Origin of the sequence: Gordonia terrae (genome assembly GCF_051789125.1) — a bacterium.
GTDB classification, from domain to species: Bacteria; Actinomycetota; Actinomycetes; order Mycobacteriales; family Mycobacteriaceae; genus Gordonia; species Gordonia terrae_A.
This window is the reverse complement of record NZ_CP196527.1, coordinates 49,336-73,938: the sequence shown is the minus strand read 5'-3', so window position 1 is coordinate 73,938 and position 24,603 is coordinate 49,336. Positions and strand designations below refer to the sequence as shown.

Sequence of the window (24,603 nt, the reverse complement as noted above, 5' to 3'; positions counted from 1 at the left end):
GGCGGCCAGCTGCGCGATCCTCTCATTACCGCTCCGGAATGACCGGCGCCTCTTGGACTCACTCATCGCCATCACCTTCTGTCTCGAAAATCCATCGCTCGATCGCCACATCCGCGCGCGGGCCCACGCTGTTGTAGAACACATCACCCATGCGCGCCTTATCCGCGGCGAACAGGGCCACCACCACAGTGTCGGTATCGGGCGGGAACCAGCAGATCACCCGCACCGCCACGCCCTTATCGAAAGGGTGCGCGGTGCGCCACACCGGATACCGACCCGACTGCCGCACCCGCTTGAGCCCGGGCGTCTCCACCGTCGGCGGACCCGGCAACGCCGCCAGATCCGTCAGCGCCGCCACCACGTGGGCCAGCACCTTCGTCGACTGCACGTCACCCTCGGTGGCCTTGGCCTCCAGGCGGTCGAGGTAGTCGAAGAACTCCTCAGGCATGTCGACGATCACACCCCCCATGATTCCCTTGGGGGACTATTCCGTCAAGGGATTACCGACGGCGATGCCGGAGACCTGAAAGTGATGTGCGTCACATTCGTGGACGTGGTCTCCTGGCTCGATGTCTGTGTCTGAGCATAGGACCAGTAAAGGTCTTACACCGGCGGCTCTCGCTCGCGCGCGATGGCCCCGGGTTCCGGCAGTAGCGCGCGATCGAGGATGTCATGACTCAGAAACGGCGAACCTGCCATGAGGACCTGAATGAGGCGCTGCTCAACGCCCGAGCCGCCGACGACAGCTCGCGGCCGGACGCGACCGACGTGCTAGTCGCGAAGTTGTTCGACTACGCCAACCCGGTCCTGATCGACATGATGAAGAAGGGCACTCTGCACCCCAGCCTGCGCAGGCCCCTTCGGCTGCACGATCAGTCCCTCGACTCTCTCCGCGACTGCCGCTACACCCGCGAGGACCTGGCGGCCGAGATCATCGTGGGAACCTACCCGTCGTTCATCCAGAACGAACTCGAGGAACCCGACAAGGGTTGGAAGCCTGACATGGGCGCCTCGGTCGGAACCTGGTTCCTCAACGCATGCCTGTTCCGCGCCCACCACGTGCTCCGCCAGTGGGACGCCAAACACCGACAGAACAACTCCGCGGTCGACGCCCTTGGTCTGCAACGCCTCCGCCAACCCGACGTCTTCGCCGACCTCGAGTCGCAGGCCCTGGTACGTCAGCTGCTGCTGCAGGCCCCCCACTCAGTCCGACCGATCCTGGCCGCTGTCGCCGCCGGGTTCGAGATCGAAGACGCCGCCCGCGATCTGAACATCTCCGGCTCAACTGCGCGTAGCCGTCTCTACCAATTCCGTCGCACCACCGTGGGCCGGCTCATCTCTATGGGCGTGATCCCCCCCGAGATGGTGCCCGAGGGACACAAACTGCAACCGATGAGCACCGGTGGAGAGGAACCGATCACCGATGCCTGACCTCGCCCAGATCGTCACAAACACATCAGCGACCACGCTCGCAGCGATCGCCGGGTTGCCATGGCCGATCCTCGTGCTGCTCGGCGTCACCGCGCTCCTGGCGACCGTGGTCCCCCAGGACTCCCACGACCGCCTCGAGCTCTGGAAGATGCTCGTCGAACGCGGCCACTCAGGCGAGCCACCGCAGCCTCCCCGCACCACCAACCTCACCCCGCCGCCTCGTCGCGCGCGCGCACGAGAACCCGCCAACGGGCCTACTCGTCGATGGTTCCGAGCCCGACGGCGTGGAAAACCTCGGCCACCCCGCCGCCAAGGCCCCCATCACCCATGAAGCAACGTGTTGTCCGATCGCGCAGTCGGGGTGTGGCCGTGTGGCCCGGACGTCCGGGTCGCCAGCGACCTGCCTTCCGTCCGAGAGCGCACGTTGGCCGCTACCGTGGATGGGTGACAGCACGCCAACATCTCGTTCTCGCTATGACGGCTGTGTTCGTCCTGTCTGGTTGCGGAGCGTTCGACAACAACGACATAGGTCCACGCGATATCGACGAGGACCGGGCGCGATCTGCGTTGTCGGAGTTGCGAGTCACTGTTCCGGAAGGCGCAACATTTGTTGCGGGCATCGAGTCCCCGCCGGGATTTGTGGGTAGTAGCGCCTACTACATCCGTTTCGACGCGCCCGTCTCCACGGCGACGTCCGTCGCCGAGCTGAACGCAGCCAGTGGATTCGGAGACGTTCATCGCATCGCGTGTGCGACTCCGTTGCTCACCAACGACTCCCTGCAGAAGATCGGGCTGCGGTGCGCCGAAGGTCAGAACGTGCCAGTAATCCGCACCGACAGCTCCCCTTCCGAAGAGGCGCTCGCCCCGGGTCGCGAGGCAATTGCCGTCATCGAGGACGGATCAGCGACTCAGCTGTATGTGATCGCCGAAGGGACCTAGCACGGACGCACGAAGAGAAGACCTCCCCGTGCGCCCGTGCGAGCTGATCAGGCGAACTAGCGCAGACCCGACCACGCAATCTTCGACCCCGAGCCGGTCACCTGGAACCACTTCGCGATTCCCAGTTCGAAACCATCCACCGCAATGCCCGCCGCGGCTTGAGCGGTGCTGCCATCCGAGCTTCCTCGTGCGAAGTCGTACACGTCCTGAATGTGCGCCTGCTGCACGAGCTTGATGGGATGCTGGCCCGCAGGCCCCGGCCGCGCGACGACCACGGTGGTCGCGGCCATCTGATACCGGCCGAGAGACTGAACGTGGTCGTTCTGAATACCCGCTGTCGGCAGCCATTCTGGGGTGGTGACGATCGCCTTGAACGGACCATTCCGCTGATCGGCACGCTGGATGGCTTCGGACACCGCTCGATCCCGGTTGGCAGCACGAATCACCGCCGGCGCTAGCCGGTTCGCTTCGCCATAGCCGTTGGTTGCATCGTCCATCCAGGGGTCGAGAGTGATCTCCGAAACTGTGACCGGGTTTCCGGTGTGCCCGTAAAGATGGGTCCAGAGCTCGAGAGCAGTGGGCCTGCCTTCATTGTGGAAGTAGGCCGCGATCGCCTCTGCCGAGTTGCGGTTCTGCTCCCGCTTCGTGCCGTCGGGATCAGCAACCGAGGCGTACCCGGTGAAGTCAGGGAACGCACTGTAGGGCGGGTGCGGATCGGTTTCCGCATCGGCGATCTCATCCGAGTCGACGGGCTGATATCCCTCGAGATTCCCATCCCAGAGCCGCAACGTGCCCCGTTGGAACTGCTGGGAAACGTTGTCACCGGTGTAGACCGGATCACCGGTCGGATACCCGAAGCTGCCCGCCTCGTAACCGAAGTGAGCCCAGAACAGATACAGCGGCCCGTACACCGGATGAGCACCGGTGGTCGGGCTCCAGTAGATCGCCCCGCCCTGGAAGGTGGTGAAGCGGCCTTTGCCGTCGGGGGCGACGATCTCATCCGAGGTCGGAAACTTGAGCACACCGGTCTCGGCGCCGAGAGCCTTCCACTTGTCATAGATCAGACCCTGGATCGAGTGCGCTCCGGTCGCCGGCGACCAGTAGATGTGGCCACCCTGGAACTCCTGGCGGCGGCTAACACCGTCGGACAGCACGATCTCGTCGGTCTTCGGGTACTTCAGGAAGCCAGTCTCGTAGCCGTGGTCACCCCACTTGAACAGGAACTCATGCGCCACCGGGTGCGCGCCGGTGGCTGCCGACCAGTAGATGTTGCCGCCGATGAACTCCGAGCGTTTGCCGGTGTTGCCCGGGTTGGTCAGCTCGTTGGACTTGGGAAGGAGCAGGAAGCTCGTCGGCCCTCCCATCTGGTTGTACTTGTCGCGGATCGCCCCGCACACCTGGAACGTCGTGGGTGGGTAGATCTGGCAACCGGCCGCGACCGCGGCAGTGGTTGCGAAGGTCTGCACGGCCGGCGCGGTGTCCTCGAGGGTGGTGGTCGCGGCCGTGGCCTCAGAGGTGGTGTTGTCGTGCATTACGAATACTCCTTGCGAATGGTGAAAATCCGTCGCCGTTTGGTGGCGGCGGATGCTCGACGAGGTGACGAGCTAACGACAGGTTGGCATCCGACACCGACAATTCGGTGAAGCTCCAGGCCACACCACAAATCGACACCAAAATACGCCAACTGGTGCCACAGAATGCGTTGTGGACATCCGTCCTCCACACAACACCGCAGATCACACAGGACTTTTGACCCCGCCGACAGCACACCTGTCGGCAGGTTGCGATAAACCTGAGATCAGCTTTACTGCAATGGGTTTGCGGGATGGATCAACCAAGTCAGGATGGTGAAGCGCCACCGACCGACTCGTCCCCTACCGCCCCGACGATCAACCCCGAATCATCAGAAATGGAGCAGAAGATAATGACCGACACATTGTTTGCCGATATCTCCGAATGGCAGCCACCTATCGATGACAGCTATCCCTACAAATGGTTATCGATCCGATCGAATGACGGCACTTATCGTGACCGCAATTTCGCTCATAATTGGAATACGGCGCGGTCGTGGCTCGACTCAGGCCGGTTGCGGGGACTCATCGTCTACTGCGTGTACCGGCGTAACTGGCGCGACGTTTTGGCCACCCACCGACAGATGCAAGGCGAGAACCGCCCCGACGTCGTGTCGATGGTCGATGTCGAATCATGGGGCGGACAGATCACCGGCGACAACAGCGATCCGATCAACCGGCTCGTCTGGGGCATCAGCGATTGGCGCGGCCCCCATATCCACGGCAGGCCGCGGCGCGTGATCGGCTACCTCAACCCCCACGACGCTCACATCTGGCCCACCCGCCCCCCGATCGGGTTCGTCGTCCCCTCCTACGGCTCACGGCCGAGGTTTACCGCCGGCACCCGCGACCTGGCCGCACAGATGATCGCCCACCAGTACACGGACGGCCAGGGCTACGGTAACGGCCTACCCGAGGGGTACGGCACGGTGCGCTGCGACATGAACGCCGCCAACGGCTACAACCCCGACCAGCTACGCGCCGCCACCGGAATCGAACACGCGGCACGATCACCCGCCCGATAAACCGCAGACCGCACCCGACCCACCTCGACCCGCCCGGTTGTCACCCCCACCCCCTACAGTTCGCACATATGTTCGATACGCGATCGGGGTGTGCTGCGACCTCCGGCCAACCGGCTCCGACAACCGGGTGGGTCACCGTCAGCGGCCGACCCACGCCGCAAGGATCACCGTGGAGGTCACCGTTGATGCACGCCGATAACAGCGCCCACCTGCGCGCGGCCGCACGCCGCCGCCACGCCGCCACCCGCCGACGTGCCCTCGCAGCCCTGGACACCCGCCCTGCGCCCACGACTGTCGCAGGACTCGCCCGCGCCGCCGGCGTCGCACGCTCATGGATCTACACCCAACCCGACATCCTCGCCCGTATCAGGGCCTCGTCCGCCGCTACAGCCGAGAGGCCCACCGCACCCGACGCGGCCACCCCACTCACAGAAAGCCGACACCGTCACAACCCGGACCTCGCTGCCGAGAACGCACGATTGCGTCACCAACTCGCCGCCGCCCACCGCCAGCTACACGCCGCTCAGCACCGACACACCCACTAAGCCCACAGCGACTGGCCGAGCAGGACTTGACCGACTCCCGCCGCACAACGGACCTGGACCCCACCCGTGTCGGCCTGCGGCCGACCCCTGCACCCGCACCCACCGACCGCCCTACGGGCGCCCTCCACGCAGCGACCCCGACGCCGCAGCCGCGCTCTACCAACTCGGCCGCCTGCTCGCCTATCTGCCGCTGCGCTCACCCAAGGACGAGTTCTGGACAGTCCTGGGCGAGCACCTCGGCCGCGCACCGGATTTCCTGCGCACCACGCTGCGCGCGCTGCACACCGACATCTACAGCACCACCGACCGCGAACTGGCCGACGTCGACGACCTCGCCCACCTGTTGCGCTACCTGCCGGCCACCCCCGCAACCGCCCACGCCCTGCGCGGAGGAACGTCGTTCGCCACCGACGACATCGCCCTGTTGTGGCTCACCTCAGCCACCACCGCCGCCTGGACGCTGTGGCTGCACCTCAACCCCGACCACCTACCCCACTGAGCAGGAAGGACACCGATTCCCATGCCGTCGGTCGAGAGCGACAACCGGCGCCTCGCGACTAGAGTCCCGACACTATGGACGACATGCACTACGCCGTTAGTCGCACTTCTGATGCCGGGGAGATTCGGGAGATGCAGGAACTCCTCTCATCCCGCATACCCGACGTGGGGGATTCCCTGAGTCGGGAGAAGTTCTCCAGGGACCCCGACACCCGCTACTACCTGGTGCGCAGGCAGGGCGTTCTGCTGGGAGGACTTTTCTCCTATGGACCCACGCCCCTCCTGGTGCGGGAAGGGTCGGAGCTGCGGGTGGAAGACCCGGTCACCCGGGGAATCCGCATCGTGGGACAGCTCGCAGTCCTGCCCGAGTTCGAGGGCCGTGGAGTGGCCACCGCACTGCTGAGACGGGCCGAGGAGGAGGCCACCGCCGACGGAGCACACCTCATGCTGGCCATGGTTGACAAGGGATCGCCGGAGAGCACTGATGCCTTTTGGGCTGCCCGGGGATACCGGAGACATCCGGAGATCGAGGCGATGACACCCGCACCGGTGCTGCACATGCCCCTGGAGGCGGGGTGGCTTTACCAGATAGCCCAGTTCAGTGTCAGCTCCCGCAGTGGGCGCTACTACTCCCGATTCCTCAACCCGAAGTACGACCTCGGATTCACTGAGGAGCAGGTGAGGGAGATGTATGAGAAGGCGCGGCGCAAGAGCGAGGAGAAGTTGAGGCGAAGGATGGGACACTGAGGGTGCGCCCTCCTATGCGCTAGCTGGATCTCTCTAATGGGTGGGCTTCGCGGCGTCGGCAACCCCATCACCGCTCGCCCCGCTCAACCGCCGAAAACGTCGACGTTGGCTCCGGTCTCGTCGGCGTAGTCGTGGGCTTCGGCACGCTCGGCATCGGTGAACACACGAACCTGCGCCGGCCGCCCCGGAGGGCGCACGATCAGGGTGAGATCAGCCAGCTCAACGCGGGCCCGCTTCGGTGCGCGACGATCGCTGATCCCGCCGGCGGATTCGATGTTCTCGGTCATGGCTCATCCTTCGTCGTCGACTGTTCGGCGGGACGGATCGCGCCGGCGGCGACCGTCAACGGGATCGAAGCGTGCGACTGCTCGTTGGCGCTCGACACACGCACCGAGACCACCGCAACCCACCGCCCGTCGCTGGCCTGGAGCCAGGCGTGCTGCCAGCCCTGCATACGTTGCTCGAGGCGCGCGCCACCGGTACGGACCCGTAGCGGGACCGTGTTGACCGGGGTGAATCCGCCGGCCATGCCCGCCGCGGTCATGTCGATCCACACCGGGCGCGGCGGATCGAACACCCGTAGCGTCCTCTGATCAGACCACTCCTCGAACACCCATTCGAGTCTAACTGTAGGATTGAGTGCCACGGGGCGCGGGACGTCCGGTGAGGAACGCGGAGGGAAGCCGCCGACCTGGCCGGCGGTCCGCGCCCCTTTGTCGTGCTGATGCCCTAGCTGCGGGAATCCACCCTTGCGTGGTGACGGCGGCGCTTGAACAGGCCGATCGTCAGGCCGATGAGGGCGCCGATCGCTGCTCCGGCCAGCGCAATCATCACCGCGCCCAAGACCGTGCCGAACAGGTAACCCGCCCCGGAAGCGCGCAGGGCGACCAGATTACCGACAGCGGACAGGGCGGATAGCGCGCCCACGAGAACGAAACCCCATGTTGCGCCTCGCGTTGCGTAGCGGGACGTGCTCTTTGGTGGTGTCGGCGGACTCGTGTTCACTGCTGGGGTTTCCCGTCGCCCCGGGCCGGGGTTATACGCACGCGGCGGTTCCTACTTGACTCCCGAGAACACATATTGCAGCACTGCGAGCAGCGCGTCGTTGTCTTGGATGACCTGCCACAGAACGCTATCCACCATGATGTCGCTTCCTTTTAGATGTGATCGTTGGGGATGAGGGTCTACCAGAGTTGCTGCACCCACAGCGGCATGCCACCCAGGCTCTTGGTGCGGTCGACATACACCGCGAGCACCACTCGCCCGTTGCGATGGGCCGCAGCCTCGGCGATGACTTGCTGGCCGGTGACGTTGTTCCAGGTGGTGCGTTTGGACGGGCGGTAGTAGGACCCGACCTGATAGCGGGAATCGTCTTCGAGGATGACACCCCAATTGTCGTTGCCCAGAACGGCGTTGATGACGTGTCCGGCGCCGAGCTGGGAGGCGGTGACGGTGTCGGCGTGGCTGAGTTCGATGATCACCACATTCGGGTTCGCCGTCTCGACGATGCGCGCGGCCTGGGCCTGAGGGCTGGCCACCACTGCCCCACCGGTGGCCACCGCGACACTGAGCAGCACACCGGCGACCGCGGTCCGCACACCCGACTTCGACACCTTCACAGCATTCCCCTTCATAAACTTCCGCATTGCTGTGGTGAATATAGCGGGTGGGGCCGGTCTGGAGTCGGGAACAGGCTTGATCGAGGTGCAGGTCACTGTTGGAGGGGTTGCATGACGAGCCCGGTGACGCATCCGGTGACACTCATCCCCTAGGTCAGTGCGTCGTCACGTCAGGAGCAGAAGAGTGACGAACGGTAAGTATCCTGCGCCAACGCCCGCCGCCAGCGTCATCAGTCCCGCGGTGAGACTGTGCGTTTCGCGTCGGACCAACTCACTCAGGGTCAGTACGACGGCAATAAGGATGATCAGGACGATCCACAGCGATAGCGGCATCGGGTCTACTCACTCCTCCCGCATCGGACGCCGTCGTGTCCAGGGCGCTGGTCGGGGTAGGCGATGGCGCGGAGCTGCTCGATCGCGGTCACACGGACGGCCTTCTGGCTGGCTGAGGCGGGCGGGGAGATGTAGATCCCGGCCCAGATGCCGGTGAGGTGGGCGGTGTCGTCGAGGGCGACGCGGGCGCATCCTTGCCGGATCGGACAGTGGCGGCAGGCGGCCATCTCTGCGTGCCCGAGACCGTCGCGGGCGGTGGACAGCCGATCGGGGAACCAGGCGTCGGGGTTGCGGGCACACGCCGGGATGGCATCGGCGGGTAGGTGGCGGGCTGGGGATTCCACGAGCGCCCAGGTGGGGCCTTGGGTGGCCGCGCGCCGATGACGGCCGGGATACAGCGGCGCGGTGTGGATGTCGCCGGGGATGACCGGTGTGCTCATGCCCCGCCATCGTGGTGCGCAGCGGTGGCGGCCACCGCTGGTGGGTTGTCGAAGAGGCCGGTGACTGCGGCGTGGGCGGCAGCGGTCTTGGCCGCCTTGATCGTCGATGCGGCCGCGGTAGCGCGGGCGGGTCCGGCGGTGAGGGTGACGGTGAACATCCGTTGATGGGGTGGGCCCTCGGGGTGGGTGTCGACGTGCAGTTCGCCGGCGCCGATCGAGGCGGCGAGGGTGGTCAGCCAGCCGACGGGGTTTTTCAGGGCGTTCGCGCGGCGGCGCGCACGCCGGGTGTCGTCGTCGCCGCCGAGCGCGGCGTGCAGTGCGAACGCATCCCAGGTTCCCTCGCCCGGCACGGAGACTGTCGGGGTTGGCGGCTCGGTAGGGGTGGCGGCCGCCGTCGGCGATACCGCCTCGGACTCGGGTTCCGGCTCCGGTTCGGGTGGTGGTGTGGTGGGGTCGGCGCTCGGGGTGTGGTGGCCGATGATGTCGAGCAGGTCCCACAGGGCGGCGTGTTCGGTGGCCTTCTTGACCGGGCCGGTGTGCCAGCGGGTGGTCATGTCTTCGAGGTGGGCGCGGGTGGCGAAGGTGCGTTGGTGGGGTGGGCCGGCGGTGTCGGTGTCGAGGGTGGGGGTGACGATCTGTCCGCCGTCGATCTGCTGCAATGCCGAGATCGCCGACGGCGCCAGGTACGCGTGCTCGGCACGCAGTCGTGCAGTGAGGTTGGCGCGCAGTGTTTTCCAGTCGGGGTGATCGGTGGCATACAGCACCGCGATATGCCCGGCGTGCACCCGGCCGGCTGTGGCGCGTTCGGCCAGCTCGGCGGCGACCGAGGCTGGTGGTGCGGCTTGGGTGCCCAGGCGCAGCACGCGCAGGAACTCGCGGTCGTTCATGTGCGACAGGTCGCCGGCGACGATCGCCGCTTCGTTCGCTCGGCGGGTGCGGGCTTTCTGCGCCGTCTCCGAGTCGGCGTCCCGCTCGGCGGTGAGCGCGGCCAGAGCGTCGGCGATGGTGACCAACTGTTCTGCGGTGTAGGGCAACCCGGTGCCGTCGAGGTGGGCCAGGAGTTGGCGTTGGGTGACCAGGTCGGCGTAGCGCCGCAACGGCGAGGTTGCGTGGGCATACGCCGGGACCTGCAATCCGATGTGCCCGCGGACGGTCGCGCCGTAGGTGGCTTTGGAGATCGCGGTGTTGAGCTGTCCTTGCAACGCGGTCAGTTCGGCGGTGGTGGTGACCGTGGATAGCGCGGCGGCCAGATCCGCGAGCCGGTCGACGTCAGCGGGCGCGACGGGATTGCGGAGGTGGTTGCGGAACAGGATCGGCAGCTCGGCGTCGATGGAGTACTGCGCCACAACCGTATTCGCGGCGATCATAAGCTCGGCGACGATCACATACGCCGCGGCGTTGTGGCCCTCGGGCAGTGCCAGCAGGCGGCCGTCTTCACCTGAGACCAGCCCGCGGGTCAGGTCGTAGACCACGAACGCCCCCGCTGCGCGCCGCCGACCGGTCAACACCTGGGCCAGCTGCGCGGCCGCCGACAACTGCCCGTGGTGGGCGTGCTCGGGGTTGTCGAGGATCGTGGTGACCTGATCGTGGGTGATCGTCACACACGACCCGGCCGCCAACACCTCACGGCCGAGGCCGGCCAGAGTCACGTCGCCGTCGGCGGACACCCGCAGGCGGATGGCCAGGGCGTCCCGATCCTGGGTGGCCGACAGCGTTGCGGCGTGCTCGAGCTGCGCTCCGAGCATCGGCACCGTGCCCTTGGCGCGGTAGCGGGTTTCCACCCGGGTCGCGGCGGTGCGGTCTGCCGGCGACCCGGCCGGTACCAGATCGGCGACGTTGGCCACGAACACCGTCACGTCCCAACCGGTGGTGGTGGGGGTGACGGTGAACGCGTCATCACGATCCCGGGTGGTCGAAGCGTCGATCATCAACGCGGACTGCGGTACCGGTCGATCAGCGGCCATGTGGGCGGGCGTCCTCAGGCGCTGCGGCGCGCACGTCGCTGCGCGAGGTCGTCGACGGCCGGCTCGTCGGTGGCGGTGGCGTCTTCGGCGGGGAATTGGTGCACGGTGCCGGCCAGGTCGGTCAGGGTGTGGCCGACGGCGATGGCGAACACGCCTTGCCCGCCGTGGAGCAGATCGATGATCTCTTCGTTCGAGGTGGCTTCGTAGACGGTAGTGCCGTCGCTGATCAGGGTCGTGCGCGCCAGGTCGGTGGTGCCGCGGTCGGCGAGCACTTCGACCGCGGTGCGGATGTTGCGCAACGAGATCCCAGCATCGAGGAGGCGTTTGACGATCTTGAGCGCGAGGATGTCGCGGAAGCTGTAGAGACGTTGCGACCCCGAACCCGCGGCGGCCTGCACACTCGGGGTGACCAGCCCGGTGCGGGCCCAGTAGTCGAGCTGGCGGTAGGTGACGCCGACGATCTCCAGCACCGCCGGCACCCGGTAACCCGACGTCGGGGTGTCGACCGAGGCCACGGTGAACAGCTCGGGGGTGAACAGCTCGGGGGCCAGCTCGTCGAACGAGCCCTGGCCAGCATCATGCGCCATCAGCTGATGTCCCTTCGGTGTGGCGATCGCGAATCTCTGGTTGATGCCAGCGTATCGGGCCTCAGACGGCCGCGGCGGCTTCATAGGCTCAGTTGCCCGAACTCGCGCTGTTCGGCTGCCAGCGGCCCGTTCACGGCGCGGGAGCGGCGTGGTGGGCGCGGAAGCGTGCCGCAAGGTCAGGGTCGGTGGTGGCCAGGAGTGCGCAGAACCGATCGGCGTCGACGCCGTGGGTGTAGCTGGCTGTGGGCAGGCTGATCGAGCCGGCGGCGTGAAAGGCGGCCTTGACCGCCGAGGACTCACCGATCGTCAACGGGTATCCGCGGGCATGTTCGACACGGTCGACCAGCTCCACAAGACCGTCGAGGTTCAACAAGTCAGGGGTCATCAGTCGGGCAACTCCCCGACGTCGAAGAACTGCTGCCACTGGAAGAACCCGCCCGACGGGGATGGATCGACGGTGTAGGCCGGGGACAACCGATAGGTCCACACCCGGTCCTGGTGGGTGATGTCGGCGTAGTCGACGCCGTCGACGGTGCGCCGGCGGATGTGTCCGTCGTCGTTACGCCACTTGGAGAACGCAGCCAACCGCGGCGGTGACTCATCGGCTTCCATGGTCAGCGGAAAGTCGGTGAACGCGCCTTTCTCGCACTCGTAGCGTCCGAGGTCGTGGACGGTGACGTTCATGGCTTCATCCTCGCCGGGTGTCGGGGGTTGTGGCGAGCTTGACCCACACCAGCGGGTAGCGCCCGTCGATGCGGACGGGTGCAACCCCCACGCTCAATCCTGACGATGGGCCGAACACTGGGTCGCTGGCCACGACCGCGTCGCGCGCGATCTGGTCTCCGAGCCGCGGGGCGGTGAGTGCGGGCGGGCCGGACGGCATGAAGTCCATTGATGCTCCAGGGGCTGGTTGTTCGGTCACTACCCGGCGAACAAGTCGAGTTGTTGTCCTGCGTATCCATCAGCGTGGCAGGCACATTCGCATGTGTAGTGGTCGGCGGGAACGACGATGCGCGCCGAGGTGTTCTCGGTGTGCCGCGACCACCCTGGCCGGAAGGTGGCGACGTAACCGCGGGGACCGTGGCGCCGACGGGCGGCGTCATGGCGCACGCTGAGGTAGCTCGGCCGAGCGCGGCCGTGCCAGCAGCCCACATGGCCCGCGGCGGCGCAGTGCGGTGAGAGTGCCGGCGGTTGGGTGCAGGGCAAGGTGGTGAACCATTCGGCGCGAGCTGCCTCGAGTTCGATGTGCGCGTGGGCGTCGATGGCTTCCAGCGCGATCGCGGTGAGGGCGGTCAGGTCGCGGCTGCGGGTGGCCCAGGCGTGTTGTGCGCGTTCACGTAGCTCGGCGGGAAGCGCGTCAGCCCATCGGCGTAGACGCGTGAGGGTAATCGACACTTCGCGGTGGGGCGGGTCGAACCGCAGGCGTGAGGGTTGTCCGGCGCGGGGTCCGGTGGTGAAACGGTCGGTCACCTCGTAGTGCGCCCACGTGCCGGTGAACCGATTGTCGGTCACCTCGTAGTTGCGTCCGAACCCTCCCCCACTTCTGCGTGACTCGCGTAGCCGACGGCACTCCTCACCCGGGTTGGCGATGACCGGGGCGATGATGTGGACCCACTCCCGCAACAGGTCTCGCTCATCGGCCGACAGCTTGGCGGTCACCGAGTACTCCTGGCCGCATCTGGACGGGGATGATGGGCCGGGGGTACTGGTCCCAGAGACGGCCGTCGAGTTCGCGGCCAGGCGGCCTTCTTTCCGACGCGGAAGGTGGTGTGCAGGTGCGCGCGGTTGTGCCCGGCGCGCAGCGCTTCGCCGTAGCGGGGTCCGTCGGGGTAGGCCAGATCCCCGGGGGCATAGAGAGTGCCGTCGTCGGCGATCGTGTGGGCGTTGCGCCACAACGGGGCGCCGATGAACCTCATGGCATAGCCTCACTGCCGGTTGCGTTCACGCAGGCGCTGGTGCGGCTCAGCTCGAGGTAGTAGGTGCAGTCGTCGCAGAACCCGGTGGCGGGATCGAGACAGCAGCGTTCACAGTGGTGACCCTCGTGATGACAGTCGCAGTCACAGTCGGCGGTGCTCAGTTCCGTTGGCGCCGTGCCGGTCATGGTCATGAGTCCTCCTAGTCCTTGCACTGGGCGGGGTTATCCGCGGGGGTGATAAGTGAAGTCGGCCAGGGCGGGGTCGGCCATCTCCACGATGCCGACGGATGCGAGGTCGGGCAGGACGAGGGTGCCCGCGGTGGTGGTGACCTGAATTTGGGCCGTGGCCCCGAGGCGGGCGACCTGAATGACGCGGGCGGCGCGGTCATGGGTGATCGCCGCGGCCACCGGCTGGGCATCAGGGCCGGACCACCGGTGATCGCCGGCCGGTGCAGGGGGTCGCACGATCCAGTCACCGGCCAGCAGGTAACTGACCAGGGCGGTCCTTGGCGCACCGGTGATGAGCGTGAATCGGCGGTGGTGGCGGGCGCGGACCCGATCGTGGACTACAGCGCCGGCCACAGCAGCGGCGCACAGAGCGGTCAGGGCGGACACGATCGGCGCGACCGGCAGAAGCCCGACGAGGTAGCCAACGATGACCAGTGCGGCGAACGCCGCACCGAAACTGGCCACCTGCGCCGAGCGCGGATCGGCGTTGCGTTCGTGAACGGCGACGGTGCCGGTGGTGTGGTCGGTGCCCGGCGTTGCCGGGAGTGCGACCAGGCGGGTGTCGGGGCGTAGCTGCGCGGTCTGGGCGCCGGTGGTGAAGGTTTGGGTGGCGCCGAGAGTCATGCGGGCTTCGTCGTCGAGCACCGGTGTGGCGTAGCCGCATTCGGCGCATATCCACATCGGGTGCCCGGCTGATTCGTGGGTGCCGGCGACCATGGGTTGCGGGGTGCGGTGTCGTGGGCAGCTCACCGGCTGCGGCTGCGAGTTGTTCCATCGCGACAGCTCGACGAAGGTCAGCGGGTAGGAGTCGCCGGTCGGGGTGGTCACTGCACGGCCACCTGTGGGTCGAGGACGAGTGTGGGTGCGACGGCGCCGGTCAGCAGTAGTCGCGCGCCGTGGAGGTGGCCGCGGATCGCGGGGTGGGCGGTGGCGCGGATCTGGTGGTTGATCGAGGCAGCGATGAGGTCGCGGACCTCCACGTCGGGCAGTCCGTCGGCGCCGCCCCAGTTGCGGGGGTCGCAGTAGTTGAGGTGGCGGGCGACCGCGGTGTGCACGGCGCGTTGCTCGATGTCGAGCTCGCGGGCACCTGCCAGGGCGCGACGTCGGTGCTGGGCGATGAGGATGCGCAGCTCGGCCCGCGCGCTGGGCGTGTAGTCGAAGACGTCTTCGCCGGACTCCGGGCCCTCGACGCCACGACTGCTGGCGATGGTCAGTTCACGGGCGGCGGTCTGGGCGAGGTGGCGGATGGCGGCGGCGAAATGGCCGCAGGGCACTGGTATCTGGTTGGTGGAGGCGATCTCGTCGCAGGCCAGGGAGAACTCGATCGTGTCGAACACGCGCGGGTTCAAGTGTCCGAGCACGGTGTAGGCGGTGCGCACGGCCGGGTGTTCGGCGAGCTGGGCCACCGTCCAGGTGGCCGGGTCGCCTGCGGGTTGTGCGGAGTGAGTGCTCATCAGCTCGTCCTCGAGGTGAGTGGTCGGGTTATCCGGCGGTGCGGTAGCCGGTGTAGATCTCGGCGATGATGCGGTCCAGGGCGGCGCAGTCATGTGGGGAGAGCGCGGCGAGGATGCCCGAGTCGGTGTGCGCGGTGAGAACGGCGGTGCCTACCACCGGTCGCGGCTGGCCGACTCCAGCTGAGGCGATCTGGGTGGCCACATCGTTGTAGCCGAACCCACCGACAGTCACCGTCGCCAGTGGCTCAAACAGCGTCCACAGGTCCAGGTGATCAGCCAGGTGCGTGAGGGCGAGTGGATTGAGCGGGCCGCCAACGACTTCGCGCAACGCCTGTTCCGGGTCACCCGCCGGGAGATCGACGTACTCGGCGTCACCGCGATCGGTCAGAACCAGTGCTTTCATTCCCTGCGGCCTCCGTCTCCGTGCTGGGCAACTCGTTGTGTATCGAACGGTACATGTATCGAACGGTGCAATCAAGGTGAGTGGTGTCTCGTACGGGACATGTACGATCTGATGCATGTCCGCCAATCTTGAGGACGCCGAACAGGCCTTGCGTGAGTGGAAGCGGACCGTGGACGCACGCGACCGCCTTATCCTCGACGCACTCGCAGCTGGCGTGACCATCAACCGGGTACACACGCTGACCGGGATCAGCCGCAGCACGATTTATCGGCTGCTGGAGTCGACGCACACGCAGTAACCCGATCGCCGCGCTTAGCGAGGTCTGCTCCCCCGCGATCACGCTGATTCCTTGCGAGGCGGAATGCAGAGACCTACGCCGGAGTGATCTGTGCGCGAATAGGTTTCGCCGATGAGGTTTTCGCTGATGTGCCAACACACAGGACGACCGTTGCGGGGTTCGGTCGTGGCGGCGGCGTAGCGCCAGACGGCGTGTTCGTCGGGGTGGGTGGTGACCTCAACACCGCCGTCGGGGCCGGTGATGACCAGAACCCACACGGCGGTGTTCTGGCGGTCGCGGCCGAAGCGGGCGTTGGTGTCGACCACGCCGCCGGGGGTGGCGCCGAGGTGGTCGGCCGCCTCGACGACCCCCGCTGCGAGCCCCAGAGTGATCAGGCGGTTGACGAGTTGTTGTTCGGTGGCGCCCACCAGCTCGGCGAGATGGCCCAGGTCGGGCCAACCCGCCGCCCAGGCGGCGCGGAGCTTCTGATCGGCGCGGTTGTCCCACAGCGGTATTCCCTCGCTGTGGCAGTAGGTGTGCACCGCGGCGCGGAACTGTTCAACGCTCAGGCGTTTGGTTTTGCGCATCCCGGGCAGACCACCGCCGGCAAAGCAACTGCCGGCGGTGGTCAACTCGCGCGCTCGGGCGCGCACTGCGCGTAGCGACCGGCCGAGGGTGGCAGCCAGCTCCTCGTCGGAGACCTTTGTCGAGGATCCCCACAGGGCATGCCACATCGGGAGGTAGTCGGCCTCCCAGGTCCAGATTCCGTTGCTGCGGCTTCGCTCGTCCGGTGCGCTCATGATGCGTCGTTCCTTGGTGAGGGGGTCAGGGAACGATCAGGTAGTACGACACCGGCTTGTGCGGGAATGCGGTGCCAAAGCCCATGCCCTGCAAGCCTGATCCTGTGCGCAGAACCTGGGTGACAGCCTTGCCGCCGCGCGGTCCGGCGACGATCAGCGCCGACGGACGGATGGTGGCGGGGAAGGTCCAGTTCGCGTGCGCCCGCACCGTGCAGACGGGGTTGCGGCGCCATCCGGGGCCATCGCCGGTGAACTGCCCGGGCCGGTAGGTGACGAACACGGTTCCGGGCTGGCGGGGATCGGTCTTGGCGCTGACCCGGATGGGGCCTCGGCAGTTGTCGTGGTTACCCACGGTCCAGATATCGTCGCCGGCGATCGCCAGGCGGGGGGCTTCCGCCGGGCGGGCTGATGCGGTGCCGGCGCCGAGTCCCGCGGCCGCGGCGAGCACGCTCAGCAGCAGTGCGGCGGCCGCCAGTACGGGGCGGGCCAGGGGGCGTGTGGTCGGTGTCATGGTGCGCCTTTCCTCGGTGGGTGTTGTGCTGGTGTGGTTGAACATTCGGTGTTGTCGTCGGGTGCGCGGATGGAGTCGGTGGTGGGCCGGTGACGTAGTCGAGGCTGCCTGTCCCATTCACCACTGCCCGTCGAGGTAGACCGTCGCCCGGTGCTGCACGCCCAGGCGCGGGTCGCGGTAGGTGGTCAGGGTGTGGGTGAACACCTCACACCGTCGCCTCGAGTTGAGCGCGTAACCGGTCGACTTCGGCCGGGTTCTCCTGCCGCCACCGCTCCCACGAGCTGTCGGTGAGCTTCCATTCCACCCATTCGGCCACATCAGGTGTCGGGTCGAACGGCGCTTCGCGGGCGGCGCACCGCGCGCAGACGCACGCGAACGCATCGTCATCGGCATCCGGTGCGTCTTCCTCCCCTTCGCCGAAGTAGACGTAGGTGCGGTGGGTGTCGCAGAAGAACAGGCCACAGCCGTACTCCCCACCACCGGGAGCGTCGCCGCAGATGAAAGAGATCCCCCGATTGATGTTCTCGGCGCACCCGGGGTGATCGCACCCGGCTGGTACTCCATAGCCGACGTCGCGGCCGTTGATAACTCCGAGTGACCATCCCATGGGTTATCTCCTCCTATGTGCAGTCGATGTGTGCTGAGAGGTGGAATTGCTGGCCGGGCCCGTAGGGGGAGGTCCAGGTGTCGGGGACGATGGCGTGTGCGGCGATGTCGACCTGGTTGGGTTGGGACCAGTCGATCTGTGGTGTGGGGGTGGGGATCTTGGCGGCGTCGAGGTCGGCGTCGAGACCGCGGTCGGCGTTTTCGACGCGCATCTGCTGAGATCCGTGGGCCAGCAGGATTTTCCAGCCGTTGGTGTCGGTGATCTTGACCTTGAGCTGGTCGTCGCGGCCGGTGCAGGTCACCTCGAGGTCCTCGGGTGTGGGGTGGGTGATCTCGTTCGGGTCGAGTTTCTGGCCCCAGCCGAGCACGATCGCGTCCAGATCGGCCTCAGTTGAGGGCACCGTCGACGGGCTGATCGCCTTGGCGCTGCGGCTGTCTGGCGCGTCGTCGCCGCATCCGGCCACCAGCACTATCGCCACCGCAGCAGCGGCGCCGAGTGTGGCGGTGTGTACTCGCCTCATGGTTGGCACGTCGTGATGTCCTTTCGTGTGCAAACACTGTGGGGGTGGGCGTCTTTCGTCGCGGAGGGGAACGAGTGGATGCCGAGGCCCGAGCCGCAGGTGGCGGCTCGGGTTCCCCGGCATCCGTGGTGCGCCCGCACCCCTCGATTACTGGCGGGCGTGTCTGGGACCGGGGTTGGCCGGCTTCTTTTCCTGGGGCCAGGCGACGTCGATGCCGGGCACGACCTGCTTGAGCTGGTCACTGGCCTGGCGGGTCCACTGGTTGATCGTCTTCTCGGCCTGGTCCTTCGCCGCACCGAGCGCGGCATACGGGGCGCGGGCCTGCTCGCCGCTCCAGTTCGCTTCCAGGTTGCGGCCACCAACGTTGACCTGCGCGTTGACATCTCCGCGCATGTTGACCTGGTAATGCACGGCCGGCAGACCGGCTTTGGCCGCCTGGTCGGCGGGCAGATGCACCTCGTACTGGTTGGCGCCGGGGTTGTCGATCACAACCTGCTGCTGCGGCTTGCGCGGCTGAGGGCGGACCGGTTCGGGCTCCCCCGGGAGTCGAGGGCGGTCCGGGCGTGCACCGGGGTCACCAGCGCCCAGGGCGTGTGCGATCACGCCGCCGGCGACACCTCCGACCACACCACCGGCGATCGCTGCGGGGATGCCCAGCAGCGCAGCACCGGCCGCAGCGCCGATACCCGCGCCCGCGGCGGTACTGACTCCGGTCTGCGGACCCGGTACGGGGACAGAGCCGACAGCGAAACCGATGCCGGCGCCGATCGCGGCGCCACCGAGACCGCCGACGACCGCGGCGGGGATGCCCGCGGCTGCTGCACCGGCGGTGCCGCCGAGCGCGACGCCGATGATGGTGGCCGCGGCCTGGCGGGACGCCTCATCCTCCGGGACGCCGACCGAGATCAATCCTTGGGCGATCTTGGCTTCGCCGTAGGCCGCCCAGGCGTTGATCGAGTTGCGCTGGGCGTTGGTCAGCCACGGTGCGTCGCGCTTGAGTTGGTCTTCCTCGACAACGATGTTGCCCACGCGCAGCGTCTTGGGCGGTGGGGCGATCGGGCGGACCGGTGCGACCGGGCGTGGCAGGGTGTAGGCCCGCGGCGGGGCCGGGTTGTAGGCCTGGTCGTAGGTGGGCTCGTTGTAGACCTGCGGTTCGACGTAGGGCTGGTACGGCGCTTCCTGCGGGGGTGCGGGGATCACACCCGGGCCTGGGTTGTAGGTGGGCGGGGCTTGCGGCGGCGGCGACACCGGGGGCGGTGTGACCGGCGGCGCTTCGGGGGTGACCCCACCCTGGTCGGGCGTGGATTCCGGGATCACGCCGCCCTGTTCGGGATCGGCCAGCGCGGGCGCGGCCGAGAGCACGGCGCCGGCCAGCGACGCGGCGACTGCGGTGGAGGCGATCGTGGTGCGCAGTGCCCGCCGCGCGGCACGCGGCGGTGGTGCTGCGTGGGCGCGCGTCGCGGCGCGGTCCTCGGTCAGGGTGTTCATCATCGGTGGGGTTTCCTTTCGCGGGAATGGTGTGTCTGAGGGACGGTTTCAGGGTTTGGGGGTGTCTTTTTCGATGGCGGCGATCCAGAATTTGCCGCCGATTTCGGTGGTGGTGATCTTCTGGTTGATCACCCGGGGCTCCCCGATGGGCGGGATTTCGGTGAGTTCGACGCCGTAGACGCCGCGGCCGCGGTCGGTGATGGACAGGCAGTAGCGCAGGTCCTGGTCGAGGACGTCGATCGCGGACTGGATCTGGATGGCGGGGGCGACTTTGCCGTCCGAGGACACCATCGCCCGCGCGGCGGTGCCCGAGCGCCAGGTGTAGTAGGCGTAGTCGAAGGCCTTGATGACGTTGGCGCCTGAGGTCTGATTACCGGGGTCGCGGCCGGTGGTGGTGGCGCCCTCGGTGCGGGTGGGGCATTCGACGGCGTCGGAGGTGGGGTCGGGGGTGGCCATTGCCTCGACCGGATCGGTCGGGGCGGTGGAGTCGCCGCTGGAGAACAGGCCACCGGCCAGTAGCCCTGCGGCCACGGCGAGGGCCAGCACCGCGCCGGCGATCACCAGGATCGGTCGGCGGTGGTTGGCCCACACCTGACCCAGCCGACCGGCCCGTCCCGCGTCGTGCTCGGCCGGGGCGGGAGCGGATCGCGGTGGGCGAGGCACGTGCGGACCCGCACTGCGTTTCCCGGCGGGCTTGGGGCGGGGTGGGCGGGGGGCTTGTGTGGGTTCGGGACGGGCCTGCGGCGCGTCGAACCCGTGCCCGCCGCCGGGAACTTCTGCGGCGCCGCCGGTGGGCACCTGTACCGGTCCGGTCGGTGTGGTGGCGGGCCGGGGGCGCGGCGATGCCTGAGGGGCCGGCGGCGGTGCGATTGGTTCGGGGGCAATGGGCTGGGTGGGGATGGGCTCAGTGGGTGCGGGGTCGTTGACGGTGAAGTCAGCGGTCTGGGTGACCTCGTCGTGGATGGCGTCGTTGTGGGAGGCCTCGTCAACCACCACATCCTCGAGGAGCGTTTCGACGTCGTCGACGACCGGTTCGGTGGTCTCGGTCAGGAAGCCGTCCTCCCGTAGCTCGGTGGCGGGCACGACGGTGCCGTCATCGGTGAGGACCATCTCGGTGGCTTGCCGGTCGCCATCGACGAGCAGAAGACTGCCGGCGGCGCCGTCGCCGCGGCTGGTACGCACCAGCACCGGTGTCTCGAACAGACGCGCTTGCTCGGCGACGTAATCACCGACCGCTGCTCCGAGATCGCCGTCAGTGGTGACGGTCAGCTTCCTCACCACGCGGCCTTGCGGCGTAAGCACATCGGCGCTCAGATCGTCGTGGATGACGACATCGATCGTGGGGGTGGCCATCGCCTACGTGCCTCCTTTCCGTGGTCGTTGTCTGTGCCGGCGCCGGTCAGACGGTGACGCCGTTGTGCTGGTGGTGCTCGCCGGCCTGGTGAGCACCGCGCTCGCCGGGGCCGAAGTTCAACTCCGCGAGGAGCTTTTTGGCGGCGTCGGCGGCCTCGGTCGCCGCGGCGTGGGCCTTGTTGCGGTGCTCCCCTTCCGGCAGGTGCGTGAGGGTGGCGGCCTTGGTCTCGGCGGCGTCGATGATCTCCTGGAGGCGGTCGGCGGCGATCCCACCGCCGTCGCGGGCTTTGCCGATCCACGCCGGACCCGCGTAGAGCACCTCGCGTAGCTCGGAGATCAGCGGGTCTTTGGCGCCCTGGCGACGGAACGGGGTCTCCATGGCCTCCCACTCCTGCTCGGTGGGGTTGATGGTGAGGTTCAGACGTTCAGACATTCACGTGCCTTTCTCTAGGGTTGGTTGGACGGAAAGCGGTGGGTAGCTCGGCAGCTATGCGGGGACGGTGGCGGTGGTGTCGGCGGCGGCGAGGAACGCCGGCTCGTGTGGGCGGTAGCGTTCGGTCACCACTTGGCGGGTGCCGGCGATCTGGGCGCGAATTTCGGTGGCGCCGGTGTCGGTGGTGGTGACGGTCAGCACGGTGGCCTCGGTGAGCTGGCCGTCGATGTCGACGAGGATTGCCGTGCCCTCGGTGAGCTGGTTGGCCGGTAGCGCATCGGGCAGATCGTCGGGCGTGGTGTCCAGCGAGCGACCGCCGATCAGCATCGGTTCCGGTGCAAACTCTTTCTGCATCGACATCTGTTGCTCGTCACGCAGCAGCTCGGCGAGTTCGCTTGAGTAGCAGGTGACCGAGGGACCTTCGTCGGGGGTGAGGCTGGTGATGAGCGCCTGGTCCTTCGCGCTCATGCGGTTCCATTTGTTGGGGTGGCGGTCGAGGTTGGGTGTCCACCACACCTGCGCATCCATCGGGTTGCCGTCGAGTTTGGTGGCGGTCGCGCGACCGGGGACCGAGGCGTCGACGTTGCGGCCGACCTGCGCGTCGCCCCACAGCATCATCGCGCCGTCTTGGGACAGCGAGGCCAACGAGGCGCGGGTCTTAAAGTTGTCGCGCACCGAACCCGAGTTGGCGCCGAAGATCTGGGCGTCGGGACGCTGCACCCCGACGAGCATGCGGATACCAGAGGACCGCGACAGCGCTCCCAGTTCGGCGATCGCGCCCAGCGGGTCGAGGCTCTTGAGGAGGTCCTTGGTTTCTTCGTCGCCGGACTTGAGCATCCGCTGCCAGGCTGCGGACAGGATGAAGAACTCGTCGAGGACCACCACGAGCATCGGTAGCTCTTTGGCTTCCATTTTGTTGATGCGCACGTAGTCCATGCGTGCGTGCATCTCGGTGCACAACGCCCGCACCAGCATCGCCGCCCGGACCGGGTTGATGATGACCGCGGCGACGCCGGGATGGTCATGGATGCCGTCGAGTTCGATCTTCTTCGGATCGACCCCGATGACGGGCACGTTGCGGCGGACGAGTTCGGTGATGACCGACAGGATCAGGGTGGTCTTACCGCCACCGGTCGGGCCGATGACGAGCATGTGCGGGGCCGAGGACGAGGTGGAGATGTTCCACACCGCCAGCTGGCCAGCCTCACCGGTCGCGTACGGCACGTGCAGCCGCTCATCATCGGCGATGTCGAGGGGATGGTCCACCCGGGTGGGCAGCGGCGCTTTGAGTCCGAGGTCGACATAGCCGCGGTCGACCCGCCACGTCACATCCCACAGGTGCCCGGACTCGTGGACACCGGCCAGGGTCACCAACGCGTCAGCGACTGTGTTCTGGTAGGACTCGTTGCCCGTCTTGAGGTTCGGAGTGAACGCGATCCGATACCCACTCTCATGCCCGGCCTCGTCATGGCCCAGGACCGCGACCGCAGCATCGGGCAGGATCGAGTTCGCGTCCAACGCCGCCTGCAACGTGCGCTGCCGCTGCGACCGGGTATCGGGCACCACCGGCGTACGCGTGATGAACAACCGATCCCCGCGATGGGTGACGGTGTACTCCCACCGATGATTCTCGTAGCGGTGTTTGACCGCCGCGGTGAGCCTGCCCATCGGGGCGTCGTCGATCACCGAGCCCGCGACGAGCTTAATCCGCGCCGACACCAACCGTCCGGGGCGTACCCACCACGGCACCCGCACCCACACCGGCTGCTGACGAGTGGCCTGCCAAACCATGCGGTGCACCGCGCGGCGATGACGAAACGCGTTGAACCGCAACCCATCGATAATCGCTATCGCAATCAGCGCAGCGATCACCAACGGCTGATGGGCGATCACCCACGCCACCACCGGGTGGGCGAGAACGCTCGCCAGTACGGGGATTGGAGCGCTGATTCCAGCGGTGTAGCGGAGCAGCCCGAACACAACCGCCGGGACCACTGAAATCGGGATGAAGCGTGCGTTGTCGACGCCGTTTTGGCTATCGGTTCCAGCGTTGTTCGGAGCCTTCGACGACGAGGGTCCAGCCGAGAACATGTCGCGCACAGTCGCTTCTATCTCACGCGACACCGGATCGGTCACACCCACTCCTCATCAGATCGGTCGAACTGATGTGAAAAGTAGCTTGGCTTTCAGGTTTTGCAACGAGCACTCGGTGCGCTCGCACAACCGCCGAAACCTGGCGCGCTTGAAGCCTCATCCGCCCGCGTGTTTTGGCGCGTGAGGGCGTGCCTCCGGAGGCCATCGAGCGGCGGCGATTTCCCCCAGAACAGGCCCGCCCCCCTACGGGGGGCGGGCCTGATCCCCGAAGGGGTTGGTGCTCAACGCTTTTGAAAACCTCGTCGCGACTCACTCTCCCTCGACCCCTCATCGAGCACCCCAAAACCGCTCGTTGCAAAACCCAAAATCCGGGTTAGCGTTCGCAACGAGAGGCTGCTTCCGGACCCATTCCCCGGCCGGGCCGGAAAGTCCCACCGCCGCAGCGCACCCCCGAACGATTGGACCGTGATGATCGAAACGCTTCCCGATGCAATGGTTTTCCTCGCTTCTGCGCACGCACCTTCCGGTGGTGGTGCAGGCCTAGCGGTTCACAGCACCGATTCGCTACTCCTGGCGGCCGAGGGCGAGGTCGGCACGCAGACGCTGACGTCGTGGATCAAAGAGAACGTGTTCGCGGTGATCATTCTGGCGATTGCGTGCGTCGCTGGTGTGGGCGCTATGCGGTCAAACGCCTCGAAAGTACTCACCGTAGCGGTGTTGACCGTGGTGGTCCTGATGATCGTCGGTATCGCCGGCAGCGCCGCGACCCAGCAGACGGTGATGTCGTGGGCGCTGAGCATGTTCGGGCTCTGAGGACGGCG

32 protein-coding genes are annotated in these 24,603 nt (G+C 67.2%); 7 read left to right on the top strand and 25 right to left on the bottom strand.

The annotated features are described in order from the left end of the window. Nucleotides 1–58: 58 nt before the first annotated feature. Nucleotides 59–460, bottom strand: coding sequence for a hypothetical protein (locus ACSUZC_RS24345; RefSeq protein WP_435084547.1), 402 nt, complete (start codon nt 458–460; stop codon nt 59–61). 212 nt (nt 461–672) lie between these two features. On the opposite strand from ACSUZC_RS24345, the gene ACSUZC_RS24340 reads away from it, so the two are divergent. Next, nucleotides 673–1,431, top strand: coding sequence for a hypothetical protein (locus tag ACSUZC_RS24340; RefSeq protein ID WP_439033322.1), 759 nt, complete (start codon nt 673–675; stop codon nt 1,429–1,431). 444 nt (nt 1,432–1,875) lie between these two features. After that, nucleotides 1,876–2,370 carry a hypothetical protein gene (locus ACSUZC_RS24335; protein WP_439033321.1) on the top strand — a complete coding sequence of 165 codons (495 nt, stop codon included), beginning with the start codon at nt 1,876–1,878 and terminating at the stop codon, nt 2,368–2,370. 56 nt (nt 2,371–2,426) lie between these two features. Here ACSUZC_RS24335 and ACSUZC_RS24330 read toward each other — a convergent pair whose 3' ends face one another. Continuing rightward, nucleotides 2,427–3,902, bottom strand: coding sequence for an LGFP repeat-containing protein (locus ACSUZC_RS24330; protein ID WP_439033320.1), 1,476 nt, complete (start codon nt 3,900–3,902; stop codon nt 2,427–2,429). A gap of 392 nt (nt 3,903–4,294) precedes the next feature. Here ACSUZC_RS24330 and ACSUZC_RS24325 point away from each other — a divergent pair, with 392 nt between their 5' ends. The 3 genes from ACSUZC_RS24325 to ACSUZC_RS24315 all read left to right on the top strand — a co-directional run bounded on the left by ACSUZC_RS24325 (nt 4,295) and on the right by ACSUZC_RS24315 (nt 6,756). After that, complete coding sequence (locus ACSUZC_RS24325) at nt 4,295–4,966, top strand: hypothetical protein (protein ID WP_439033319.1); 672 nt, start codon at nt 4,295–4,297, stop codon at nt 4,964–4,966. 252 nt (nt 4,967–5,218) lie between these two features. Then, nucleotides 5,219–6,010 carry a hypothetical protein gene (locus ACSUZC_RS24320; protein ID WP_439033318.1) on the top strand — a complete coding sequence of 264 codons (792 nt, stop codon included), beginning with the start codon at nt 5,219–5,221 and terminating at the stop codon, nt 6,008–6,010. Nucleotides 6,011–6,084: 74 nt separating this feature from the next. Beyond that, nucleotides 6,085–6,756 (top strand): GNAT family N-acetyltransferase, encoded by a 672-nt coding sequence (locus tag ACSUZC_RS24315; RefSeq protein ID WP_439033317.1) that lies wholly within the window; start codon nt 6,085–6,087, stop codon nt 6,754–6,756. Between the two features lie 83 nt (nt 6,757–6,839). Here the strand turns inward: ACSUZC_RS24315 and ACSUZC_RS24310 are convergent, their stop codons facing one another. From ACSUZC_RS24310 to ACSUZC_RS24240, 15 genes are all read right to left on the bottom strand, one after another. Next, nucleotides 6,840–7,043 carry a hypothetical protein gene (locus ACSUZC_RS24310; protein WP_439033316.1) on the bottom strand — a complete coding sequence of 68 codons (204 nt, stop codon included), beginning with the start codon at nt 7,041–7,043 and terminating at the stop codon, nt 6,840–6,842. After that, nucleotides 7,040–7,333, bottom strand: a complete 294-nt coding sequence (locus ACSUZC_RS24305; RefSeq protein WP_439033315.1) for a hypothetical protein — start codon at nt 7,331–7,333, stop codon at nt 7,040–7,042. The genes ACSUZC_RS24310 and ACSUZC_RS24305 overlap by 4 nt, the downstream gene beginning before the upstream one ends. A gap of 152 nt (nt 7,334–7,485) precedes the next feature. After that, entirely contained in the window at nt 7,486–7,683 is a 198-nt protein-coding gene (locus ACSUZC_RS24300; RefSeq protein WP_439033314.1) for a hypothetical protein, read from the bottom strand. Between the two features lie 257 nt (nt 7,684–7,940). Next, nucleotides 7,941–8,375 (bottom strand): hypothetical protein, encoded by a 435-nt coding sequence (locus ACSUZC_RS24295; protein ID WP_439033313.1) that lies wholly within the window; start codon nt 8,373–8,375, stop codon nt 7,941–7,943. Between the two features lie 338 nt (nt 8,376–8,713). After that, complete coding sequence (locus tag ACSUZC_RS24290; RefSeq protein ID WP_439033312.1) at nt 8,714–9,148, bottom strand: WhiB family transcriptional regulator; 435 nt, start codon at nt 9,146–9,148, stop codon at nt 8,714–8,716. After that, a complete protein-coding gene (locus tag ACSUZC_RS24285) occupies nt 9,145–11,112 on the bottom strand; it encodes a ribonuclease catalytic domain-containing protein (RefSeq protein WP_439033311.1) in 1,968 nt (655 codons plus the stop codon). Before ACSUZC_RS24285 ends, ACSUZC_RS24290 begins: the two co-directional genes overlap by 4 nt. A 14-nt stretch (nt 11,113–11,126) precedes the next feature. Further along, the gene (locus tag ACSUZC_RS24280) at nt 11,127–11,699 is read right to left on the bottom strand and encodes a MerR family transcriptional regulator (protein WP_439033310.1); all 573 of its coding nucleotides are present in this window, start codon (nt 11,697–11,699) and stop codon (nt 11,127–11,129) included. A 130-nt stretch (nt 11,700–11,829) separates the two neighbouring features. Next, entirely contained in the window at nt 11,830–12,084 is a 255-nt protein-coding gene (locus tag ACSUZC_RS24275) for a hypothetical protein (protein ID WP_439033309.1), read from the bottom strand. Further along, nucleotides 12,084–12,383, bottom strand: a complete 300-nt coding sequence (locus ACSUZC_RS24270; RefSeq protein ID WP_439033308.1) for a hypothetical protein — start codon at nt 12,381–12,383, stop codon at nt 12,084–12,086. The genes ACSUZC_RS24275 and ACSUZC_RS24270 overlap by 1 nt, the downstream gene beginning before the upstream one ends. Nucleotides 12,384–12,387: 4 nt before the next feature. Then, nucleotides 12,388–12,591, bottom strand: coding sequence for a hypothetical protein (locus ACSUZC_RS24265; protein ID WP_388059742.1), 204 nt, complete (start codon nt 12,589–12,591; stop codon nt 12,388–12,390). Between the two features lie 29 nt (nt 12,592–12,620). Beyond that, nucleotides 12,621–13,358 carry a hypothetical protein gene (locus ACSUZC_RS24260; RefSeq protein ID WP_388059744.1) on the bottom strand — a complete coding sequence of 246 codons (738 nt, stop codon included), beginning with the start codon at nt 13,356–13,358 and terminating at the stop codon, nt 12,621–12,623. After that, nucleotides 13,355–13,615, bottom strand: a complete 261-nt coding sequence (locus ACSUZC_RS24255) for a hypothetical protein (protein ID WP_388059746.1) — start codon at nt 13,613–13,615, stop codon at nt 13,355–13,357. Before ACSUZC_RS24255 ends, ACSUZC_RS24260 begins: the two co-directional genes overlap by 4 nt. A gap of 221 nt (nt 13,616–13,836) precedes the next feature. Then, nucleotides 13,837–14,670 carry a hypothetical protein gene (locus tag ACSUZC_RS24250; RefSeq protein ID WP_388059749.1) on the bottom strand — a complete coding sequence of 278 codons (834 nt, stop codon included), beginning with the start codon at nt 14,668–14,670 and terminating at the stop codon, nt 13,837–13,839. After that, on the bottom strand, nt 14,667–15,296 hold the full coding sequence (locus tag ACSUZC_RS24245) for a hypothetical protein (RefSeq protein WP_439033307.1): 630 nt from the start codon (nt 15,294–15,296) through the stop codon (nt 14,667–14,669). The genes ACSUZC_RS24250 and ACSUZC_RS24245 overlap by 4 nt, the downstream gene beginning before the upstream one ends. A gap of 28 nt (nt 15,297–15,324) precedes the next feature. After that, nucleotides 15,325–15,699 carry a hypothetical protein gene (locus tag ACSUZC_RS24240; RefSeq protein WP_439033306.1) on the bottom strand — a complete coding sequence of 125 codons (375 nt, stop codon included), beginning with the start codon at nt 15,697–15,699 and terminating at the stop codon, nt 15,325–15,327. Nucleotides 15,700–15,814: 115 nt separating this feature from the next. Between ACSUZC_RS24240 and ACSUZC_RS24235 the strand changes: the two genes are divergently transcribed. After that, nucleotides 15,815–15,997: a helix-turn-helix domain-containing protein gene (locus ACSUZC_RS24235; protein WP_439033305.1), complete on the top strand. Its 183-nt coding sequence runs from the start codon at nt 15,815–15,817 to the stop codon at nt 15,995–15,997. Between the two features lie 38 nt (nt 15,998–16,035). On the opposite strand, the gene ACSUZC_RS24230 is transcribed toward ACSUZC_RS24235, so the two are convergent. The 8 genes from ACSUZC_RS24230 to ACSUZC_RS24195 all read right to left on the bottom strand — a co-directional run bounded on the left by ACSUZC_RS24230 (nt 16,036) and on the right by ACSUZC_RS24195 (nt 23,479). Further along, nucleotides 16,036–16,776: a hypothetical protein gene (locus ACSUZC_RS24230; protein ID WP_439033304.1), complete on the bottom strand. Its 741-nt coding sequence runs from the start codon at nt 16,774–16,776 to the stop codon at nt 16,036–16,038. Between the two features lie 25 nt (nt 16,777–16,801). Next, nucleotides 16,802–17,287, bottom strand: coding sequence for a hypothetical protein (locus tag ACSUZC_RS24225; protein WP_439033303.1), 486 nt, complete (start codon nt 17,285–17,287; stop codon nt 16,802–16,804). Between the two features lie 205 nt (nt 17,288–17,492). Continuing rightward, on the bottom strand, nt 17,493–17,894 hold the full coding sequence (locus tag ACSUZC_RS24220) for a hypothetical protein (RefSeq protein ID WP_439033302.1): 402 nt from the start codon (nt 17,892–17,894) through the stop codon (nt 17,493–17,495). A gap of 13 nt (nt 17,895–17,907) precedes the next feature. Next, nucleotides 17,908–18,414 carry a hypothetical protein gene (locus ACSUZC_RS24215; protein ID WP_439033301.1) on the bottom strand — a complete coding sequence of 169 codons (507 nt, stop codon included), beginning with the start codon at nt 18,412–18,414 and terminating at the stop codon, nt 17,908–17,910. Between the two features lie 147 nt (nt 18,415–18,561). Continuing rightward, complete coding sequence (locus ACSUZC_RS24210) at nt 18,562–19,905, bottom strand: hypothetical protein (protein ID WP_439033300.1); 1,344 nt, start codon at nt 19,903–19,905, stop codon at nt 18,562–18,564. Between the two features lie 45 nt (nt 19,906–19,950). Beyond that, nucleotides 19,951–21,255: a hypothetical protein gene (locus tag ACSUZC_RS24205; RefSeq protein ID WP_439033299.1), complete on the bottom strand. Its 1,305-nt coding sequence runs from the start codon at nt 21,253–21,255 to the stop codon at nt 19,951–19,953. Between the two features lie 46 nt (nt 21,256–21,301). Next, nucleotides 21,302–21,688, bottom strand: coding sequence for a hypothetical protein (locus ACSUZC_RS24200; RefSeq protein WP_439033298.1), 387 nt, complete (start codon nt 21,686–21,688; stop codon nt 21,302–21,304). Between the two features lie 54 nt (nt 21,689–21,742). Then, the gene (locus ACSUZC_RS24195) at nt 21,743–23,479 is read right to left on the bottom strand and encodes an FtsK/SpoIIIE domain-containing protein (RefSeq protein WP_439033297.1); all 1,737 of its coding nucleotides are present in this window, start codon (nt 23,477–23,479) and stop codon (nt 21,743–21,745) included. A 768-nt stretch (nt 23,480–24,247) separates the two neighbouring features. On the opposite strand from ACSUZC_RS24195, the gene ACSUZC_RS24190 reads away from it, so the two are divergent. Next, entirely contained in the window at nt 24,248–24,595 is a 348-nt protein-coding gene (locus ACSUZC_RS24190) for a hypothetical protein (protein WP_439033296.1), read from the top strand. Nucleotides 24,596–24,603 lie beyond the last annotated feature (8 nt).

Coding starts and splice junctions, on each gene's coding strand:
- ACSUZC_RS24340 (WP_439033322.1), top strand. CDS start 673: ATGACTCAGAAACGGCGAACCTGCCATGAGGACCTGAATGAGGCGCTG.
- ACSUZC_RS24330 (WP_439033320.1), bottom strand. CDS start 3,902: ATGCACGACAACACCACCTCTGAGGCCACGGCCGCGACCACCACCCTC.
- ACSUZC_RS24325 (WP_439033319.1), top strand. CDS start 4,295: ATGACCGACACATTGTTTGCCGATATCTCCGAATGGCAGCCACCTATC.
- ACSUZC_RS24315 (WP_439033317.1), top strand. CDS start 6,085: ATGGACGACATGCACTACGCCGTTAGTCGCACTTCTGATGCCGGGGAG.
- ACSUZC_RS24310 (WP_439033316.1), bottom strand. CDS start 7,043: ATGACCGAGAACATCGAATCCGCCGGCGGGATCAGCGATCGTCGCGCA.
- ACSUZC_RS24290 (WP_439033312.1), bottom strand. CDS start 9,148: ATGAGCACACCGGTCATCCCCGGCGACATCCACACCGCGCCGCTGTAT.
- ACSUZC_RS24285 (WP_439033311.1), bottom strand. CDS start 11,112: ATGGCCGCTGATCGACCGGTACCGCAGTCCGCGTTGATGATCGACGCT.
- ACSUZC_RS24280 (WP_439033310.1), bottom strand. CDS start 11,699: ATGGCGCATGATGCTGGCCAGGGCTCGTTCGACGAGCTGGCCCCCGAG.
- ACSUZC_RS24275 (WP_439033309.1), bottom strand. CDS start 12,084: ATGACCCCTGACTTGTTGAACCTCGACGGTCTTGTGGAGCTGGTCGAC.
- ACSUZC_RS24270 (WP_439033308.1), bottom strand. CDS start 12,383: ATGAACGTCACCGTCCACGACCTCGGACGCTACGAGTGCGAGAAAGGC.
- ACSUZC_RS24265 (WP_388059742.1), bottom strand. CDS start 12,591: ATGGACTTCATGCCGTCCGGCCCGCCCGCACTCACCGCCCCGCGGCTC.
- ACSUZC_RS24255 (WP_388059746.1), bottom strand. CDS start 13,615: ATGAGGTTCATCGGCGCCCCGTTGTGGCGCAACGCCCACACGATCGCC.
- ACSUZC_RS24245 (WP_439033307.1), bottom strand. CDS start 15,296: ATGAGCACTCACTCCGCACAACCCGCAGGCGACCCGGCCACCTGGACG.
- ACSUZC_RS24240 (WP_439033306.1), bottom strand. CDS start 15,699: ATGAAAGCACTGGTTCTGACCGATCGCGGTGACGCCGAGTACGTCGAT.
- ACSUZC_RS24235 (WP_439033305.1), top strand. CDS start 15,815: ATGTCCGCCAATCTTGAGGACGCCGAACAGGCCTTGCGTGAGTGGAAG.
- ACSUZC_RS24230 (WP_439033304.1), bottom strand. CDS start 16,776: ATGAGCGCACCGGACGAGCGAAGCCGCAGCAACGGAATCTGGACCTGG.
- ACSUZC_RS24225 (WP_439033303.1), bottom strand. CDS start 17,287: ATGACACCGACCACACGCCCCCTGGCCCGCCCCGTACTGGCGGCCGCC.
- ACSUZC_RS24220 (WP_439033302.1), bottom strand. CDS start 17,894: ATGGGATGGTCACTCGGAGTTATCAACGGCCGCGACGTCGGCTATGGA.
- ACSUZC_RS24215 (WP_439033301.1), bottom strand. CDS start 18,414: ATGAGGCGAGTACACACCGCCACACTCGGCGCCGCTGCTGCGGTGGCG.
- ACSUZC_RS24210 (WP_439033300.1), bottom strand. CDS start 19,905: ATGATGAACACCCTGACCGAGGACCGCGCCGCGACGCGCGCCCACGCA.
- ACSUZC_RS24205 (WP_439033299.1), bottom strand. CDS start 21,255: ATGGCCACCCCCACGATCGATGTCGTCATCCACGACGATCTGAGCGCC.
- ACSUZC_RS24200 (WP_439033298.1), bottom strand. CDS start 21,688: ATGTCTGAACGTCTGAACCTCACCATCAACCCCACCGAGCAGGAGTGG.
- ACSUZC_RS24195 (WP_439033297.1), bottom strand. CDS start 23,479: ATGGTTTGGCAGGCCACTCGTCAGCAGCCGGTGTGGGTGCGGGTGCCG.